Origin of the sequence: Phormidium sp. CCY1219 (assembly GCF_035615515.1) — a bacterium.
Lineage (GTDB): Bacteria > Cyanobacteriota > Cyanobacteriia > Cyanobacteriales > Laspinemataceae > CCY1219.
Window position 1 is genome coordinate 1 of record NZ_JAJENT010000429.1, and the last position, 5,717, is coordinate 5,717.

The 5,717-nt window shown below is 51.8% G+C and carries 5 protein-coding genes; 3 read left to right on the forward strand and 2 right to left on the reverse strand.

Going from position 1 to position 5,717, the window contains the following annotated elements; all coding sequences use genetic code 11:
• Positions 1-95: 95 nt before the first annotated feature.
• Together LKK83_RS09895 and LKK83_RS09900 are read right to left on the reverse strand one after the other, a co-directional pair.
• A complete protein-coding gene (locus tag LKK83_RS09895; RefSeq protein ID WP_324630925.1) occupies positions 96-1,391 on the reverse strand; it encodes a recombinase family protein in 1,296 nt (431 codons plus the stop codon).
• 46 nt (positions 1,392-1,437) lie between these two features.
• Positions 1,438-1,800, reverse strand: coding sequence for a VOC family protein (locus tag LKK83_RS09900; RefSeq protein WP_324630926.1), 363 nt, complete (start codon positions 1,798-1,800; stop codon positions 1,438-1,440).
• Between the two features lie 146 nt (positions 1,801-1,946).
• Here LKK83_RS09900 and LKK83_RS09905 point away from each other — a divergent pair, with 146 nt between their 5' ends.
• The 3 genes from LKK83_RS09905 (at position 1,947) to LKK83_RS09915 (ending at position 5,492) form a co-directional block, all read left to right on the forward strand.
• A complete protein-coding gene (locus tag LKK83_RS09905; protein WP_324630927.1) occupies positions 1,947-2,204 on the forward strand; it encodes a DUF6737 family protein in 258 nt (85 codons plus the stop codon).
• Between the two features lie 190 nt (positions 2,205-2,394).
• The gene (gene fabG, locus LKK83_RS09910) at positions 2,395-3,090 is read left to right on the forward strand and encodes a 3-oxoacyl-ACP reductase FabG (RefSeq protein WP_324630928.1); all 696 of its coding nucleotides are present in this window, start codon (positions 2,395-2,397) and stop codon (positions 3,088-3,090) included.
• A 266-nt stretch (positions 3,091-3,356) separates the two neighbouring features.
• A complete protein-coding gene (locus LKK83_RS09915; RefSeq protein ID WP_324630929.1) occupies positions 3,357-5,492 on the forward strand; it encodes a serine/threonine-protein kinase in 2,136 nt (711 codons plus the stop codon).
• The last annotated feature ends 225 nt before the right edge of the window (positions 5,493-5,717 follow it).

The following is a 5,717-nucleotide window of genomic DNA, read 5'->3' on the forward strand; positions in this document are numbered from 1 at the left end:
AGGCAAAATTAGCCCAAACTTTTTCTAGGCTAATTTAAAGCAAAGACTTGATTCGCAGATTCGGCTGGGAAAACTGCGATCGCAGCCCTATGGCTTTAAAAAATAAACAAAACTCGTAAGTTCCAGGAATTCTCTTGGCGGATAATTTCGATGTGGCGGATGAACTCGCGGAAGTAAAAACGACGTTCCGACTCAGATAAATCCAGCCAAAATTGGGGAATAGAAACCGCGCGCGCAATTTCGCGCAAATTCACTGGCGGAAGTTGTGCCTGTTGCCTTTGCAACTGGGAAATTTCCGTGCGAAGTTTGTAGGCGCGCAACTCAGCGGTTTCTGAGTCGAGAATTCCTCGATCGCAAAGTTCGGGAAGCTGGGAAAGGAGAGTTTCTTTCTCGGCGATCGCGCCTTTGAATTCCCCTTCCACCCTTCCCTCATCCGGCATTTCCAACTGAGCAACCGCCTCGGGCAAATCCCGACAAATGGCTTCAATCGTCTGCTGCAATAAGCGATCGTAAGGTAAAGCTTTGCACTTCGATTGTTTCGGACAACGAATGGGCCGCAAATAGAGATATTCGCGATCGCTGTGATAAGAAGTCACCCGAGAAACCGTCATCGGCGAATCGCATTCCCCACAAACCGCCAACCCCGCCAAGGACCGAGGGGCGCTAGCAGTACGCGGGGACATTTTTCGGTTGCGCCGCAGCAGTCGATCCACTTGTGCCGCTTCTTCCCGGGAAACGATCGGCACATGGGTATTAGAAATCACCGCCCCATTCCGATACCGCAAATCCCCGCGATAGGCAGGATTGGTCAGCCACCGACGACCCGTGGTCACGGAGATTTTTTTGCCATGTTTGCGCTCCAGATAGCGTACCGCACCGCGCAAAGAGCCATATAATAGGAAATGCTCGAAAAAGTCCTTCACCACCACCGCCGCCGCGCGATCGAGGGCGTAGCGGTCTTTCCCGCGTCGATAGCCGTAGGGGGCTTTCCCCGGCGGGGGTAAGGCTTTGATGCGATTTTTCGCATGTGCTTTGCGAATTTGTCGGCTGTGGCGATCGCGCTGAATTTCGGCGATCGATTTGAGCAAATCCGCACGACTAATCTTGGGATTTAAGGGATTCACCTCGGTTTCGGTGGGAACGACTTGCACCCCGAGAAATTCCAGTTTCTCCATTGCATCGCACACCTGTTGCACCGAGTCGCCGAGTTCTTCTAACCGACGAATTAATAAATAATCCGCACCGTCGCTTTCGCATTCCGCCAGTAGTCGATCCAGTTGCGCGCGATCGCCTAAATCTCGATAAATGCGATCGATTTCCCAGCCGAAAATTGCCGGATCCGGTGGCGATTCCAATACCGGGTCACTATATAAATAGGCAATAATTTTCATCAATTTTCATCCACGCTTTCCCTCAAATCCCTACTCTCTTCTCCCCCTAACTCTGGCTTAATTCAATGATATTACCATCCGGATCTTGGGTGAATAATGCCGCCCGCCCAGAAGCACTCATTTGTACCGGGCAGTTGTGTGCTTTCAGTTGCGTTTTCGCAGCATCCAAATCCGCCACGGAAAAGGCAATATGCCCATTACGTCCCCATTTTTCCGGGTTTTGCAACTGGATATCAATACCCGAGTCTACAATCAAGTGAATTTGAACCGGTCCGATTTGATACCAAGCGCCAGGAAATTTTAAGGCGCGATCGACCTTTTCTAGTCCGAGGACAGTGCTGTAAAAATGTTCCGAGCGTTCTAAGTTGGAGACTAAGATGGCAGTATGAAGATATTGGGTAATTTGCATAGGTTCGTGGGTGGGAGAAAACTACAACAATTTTTTGTGGTGGGGTTTCTCCCTGAGTGTATCATTGAAGATGCTCCCAGGCGCGATCGCCTGCTGTGTGCTTAGGGCGATCGCCGTCTATCTCCAAGCCGAAGTGCATTTATTTCATGTCAGAATCAAACTCTCTCAACCCTTGGAATTACAAACCCTGGTGGTGTCAACCCTGGTCGATTTTACTCACTGGTGTCACCGCGATCGCCGGCAGTTGGCTGCTGTTGCATAAAATTTGGATAACTATTCTCGTCGCCTTGCCCATATTGACCTGGATGGGCTTTTTCTTGTTAATTTGGCCGCAGTTGATGCGAGAAAGCGGAATATTGGCAAAATACGAAGAAATGCGTAAGCAGCACGAATCCCCGAAATAGCCAGTTCCGACAACAGTCTGGAGCGTTGCCTTTTCCGATGTATGGTGTTTTATTACCATACTTTGGCTAGCGCGTCAAGGGGGCGCACGGACAGCGGCGATCGGCCAAGGTAAAAAATTCCCCCCTCCATCCCCCTAACTGCCGAAAGTCGCGATATCTTGAAGAATAACGTGACCGGAGAAGCAGCGAAATGGAAGGTAAACAAGTCTTACTCACTGGTGGCACCGGCGGACTCGGACTCGGCGTCACCCCCGCAGTATTGGCGCGCGGCGCAAAAGTAACCGTTCCTTACCGCAACGAACAACAGGTCGATCGCCTCAAAAACCAACTTTCCGCTGAAGAGTTTGGCAAAATTCGCTTTGTGGCGGCTGACTTGACCGATGAAGCTACAGTGCAAAAGCTCATCAACGATATGGGCCGAGTAGATGTGACGATTCATCTGGTGGGCGGCTTCGCAATGGGGGAAACCCACGAATATAGCTACCAAGATTGGAAAGACCATTTGCAGTTGAATCTCGATACCACCTTTCTCCTGTGCAAGTACAGTTTGGCAAACATGTTACAGCACGGTTATGGGCGAATCGTCACCGTCGGGTCTCGCGGTGCAGAACAACCGGCAGGACAGCTCGCCGCCTACAGTGCCGCAAAAGCAGGAGTGGTGGCATTAACCCAAGCGATCGCCGACGAAACCAAAGGCACCAACATCACCGCCAACAGCGTCTTACCCAGCATCATCGATACCCCCTCCAACCGCGCAGGGATGGGTGAAGAAAATGCCGACCGCTGGGTCAAACCCGCAGCGATCGCCGAAGTCATCTGTTTCCTCGCCTCAGATGCCGCCAAAGACCTACGCGGCGCAGCTATCCCCATCTATGGCAACATTTAACCCCCCGCGATCGCCCTCACCCTCACCCTAACTCCCGCCCCTCCTTCCTTCCTTACCCCCCAATACCCATTGAGAATCCACAAGCAAGAATTTAAGAAACCCTTAATCACCAACAACCACCCACCCACAACCCACAACCAATGACCAATGACCAATGACCAATGACCAATGACCAACAACCAATAACCCTCCATCCTTGCGTTTTGTAGAATCAAGGGTGAATTGGTCAGACGAGAGCTGAAGCGTTTTGGGAGAGCGAAACCGCGATGAACCCCCTCTATTGCAGTAACGGACATGACAATCTGCCGAACAGTCGCTATTGCCAATATTGTGGCGAAGCGTTGCAGCAGCTTGGAAGCGGGGGTTTCGCGCCGGGAACCATCGTCGGCGATCGCTACCGAATCATCCGCCAACTGGGTCACGGGGGGTTCGGACGCACTTATCTCGCCGAAGATATCAACCGCTTTAACGAATACTGCGTGTTGAAAGAATTTGCCCCGAAAGTTCGCGGCACCTACGCCCAACAAAAGGCTCAGGAACTCTTCAAACGCGAAGCCGGCGTCCTCTACCAGCTACAACATCCGCAGATTCCTAAATTCCGGGAGCTCTGTCGCTCTAATGTAGGCGGGGCAAGTCATTTATTTTTAGTTCAAGACTATGTAGAGGGCCACACCTATCGCGCTTTGCTCTCCCAGAGCCGCCGAAACGGCAAGTTATTCACTCGTGCAGAAGTCATCGAGTTACTACAACAACTCTTGCCAGTATTGGAATACATCCACTCCCAGGGAGTGATTCACCGCGATATCTCTCCGGATAATTTGATCGAGCGCAGTGCCGATCGCATGCCGGTGCTGATTGATTTTGGCGGGGTAAAGCAAGTGGAAGCTGATGTGGAATCCCAAGTGATGGTACCCCCGGGAGGGGGTGCGGAGGTCGCCATCCCTACCCGCCTGGGCAAGGTGGGCTATGCCCCAGAGGAGCAGATGATGCACGGGCGGGTTTATCCGCATAGCGATTTATATGCCCTGGCAGTGACGATGGTGGTGTTGCTCACCGGGCGCGAACCCCTACAGTTGTTCGATCCGCAGGCGCGAATTTGGAAGTGGACCTTCCAGGTCAAGGTTGGGGGGGATTTGCAGGAGATTTTGAATAAAATGATGTCCCCACGGGAAAGCGATCGCTACCAAAATGCCACCCAGGTTCGCCACGCTTTATCTGCTTGCGGTTCTCAGACAATCGCTCTGTCTACCCCGATCGCTCCACTGGCGCTACCCCAAGGGAACCCAAATACCAGTTCTGCTACGGTTTTCCCCACGGAAATGCCCCCGGAAATTGCCTCCGCCTCGACAACTGTTCCCCCCAGTGTCCCAGGGGCGTGGGAGACAGAAATGCCCGTTTCTGGGGGGATGAGTGGTTCTGGTGCATCTGGAAAAGGTCAACTGGGGGGCAGTTTCTTCGCCTGGAGAAATCTGTTACTGGTGCTGTTGTTAATGGTAAGTGCGGGCAGTTTGGGGTGGTGGGGTGGGAATGTTTGGGTGAAGCATCACTCCGTGAAGGCGCTGAGTTCTCAGGGGGAACCAAATTTATTTGATTCCACCGATCCGCAACTGGCGCAGTTTTCTTCGCGTTATTCTTCAGCAGAATTGGAACGCAAGCAAGCCTTGCGCGATCGCCGCCAGGCCCTGGGAGTTGATTATCAGTTTTATGTGGATTTGATTAACGAACGGTTTTACCAGCGATATCCTACCCAACGCGGGCGGATCCTCAGCTACGAACCCGCAGATGTTAAGTGGCGGGAACGGTGGGATGCGATCGCCAGCGAAATGCTCGATTATCTGGCAACATTGAGTGTGGAAGCGCGCGAGCAACTCGGAAGTTACGATCCAGGCGATCTCGATCGCTCGGCGCGATCGCTAAATCGTCTCCAACTCAGTAGCCGCGCTCTCTATGACCTGGCTGATGCTAAATTTTTTTACGATTTTCCCGAACTTAAAGGTCTCGATTTTATCGATGGGGTGATGGGGCAAGTTTGGCAGGCGATCGTACTAGACCAACTCAAGGCTTTACAAAATCGCGAAACTCTAGAAACCATTAGCTTTGCCCAAGGAGCCTATCGTCATCGCGTCCGCGCTACCCTCTCTCCCGGTGGAGGCAAAGCCTACACCGCCTATCTCGCCAAAGGTCAAATCCTCCGACTGTTTTTGCAAGCCAACGGTCCGACTCGTCTCTCTATCTATACCCCCAATGGCACGCGATCTCCCCTACTCGAAGATGCTCCCAACAAAAATTGGAGCGGCACTTTACCCGAATCGGGCCATTATGAATTTGTCGTGGTGTCTGATGCCACCCAGCCAATTTCCTATCAGCTTATCTTAGCTGCCGATCGCGTCACCTTTGATTAAACTAACCACTTCCACCCTTCCAATCTATGGCCAACCGATATTCAGGATTCCCCATTCTCCACATCTTCCCTTCTGATTGCTCCATTCCTCTGATAGGGATGGATGTCCATCAAAGTTTTAAAAAAAATAATATTATTTATTCTTTTTTTTGCCCCTGGCAGATTCTCCAGATTTGCGATCGTATAGGTAGTGAAGCCCCTGGCTCAGGCAGCGCCGTTAAGCAAT